We start from the raw sequence: 451 nt of genomic DNA on the forward strand, positions 1-451 counted from the left end.
TCACAAGTTCATGAAATTGAAGTTGATTATAATAAATTTAAAAAACAAACACCTACAACAATGAAATTAATTGCATTTTTAACTACTAAATTTCATTATATTAAATCTGTTCTCAAGCAAACAAAAAGAATGACAGACAAAAAGAAATTCAATTCAGAATTTTTAGAAATATTTAATGCAACAATTGAATGTGAAGAAGAAAAATGCCCATCAGATTATTGGACATATCAAAGCTGTCGTCTTGATGATATACGGAAAATAATAGAAGTAAAATTCAACATGAAGATGATCAGTAATGAATTTCATGTGATCAAAGCAGATCCTTTCGATTTGATTAAAGTTAAAGAAAAATCAAATGGATTCATATTATGTCATAGTCAATACAATGGACCAAAAGCTGTTCTCTATGCAGACAAACTAGGATGCGTAATTCCTTATAAGATTTGGAATG

1 protein-coding gene is annotated in these 451 nt (G+C 27.5%); it reads left to right on the forward strand.

Annotation, left to right across the window (positions count from 1 at the left end; genetic code table 11):
* On the forward strand, positions 1–451 hold a 451-nt coding region (locus J5M58_RS26910), incomplete at both ends, for a hypothetical protein (protein ID WP_207880447.1).

This window comes from Pseudomonas sp. 32_A (assembly GCF_017490905.1).
Lineage (GTDB): Bacteria > Pseudomonadota > Gammaproteobacteria > Pseudomonadales > Pseudomonadaceae > Aquipseudomonas > Aquipseudomonas inefficax.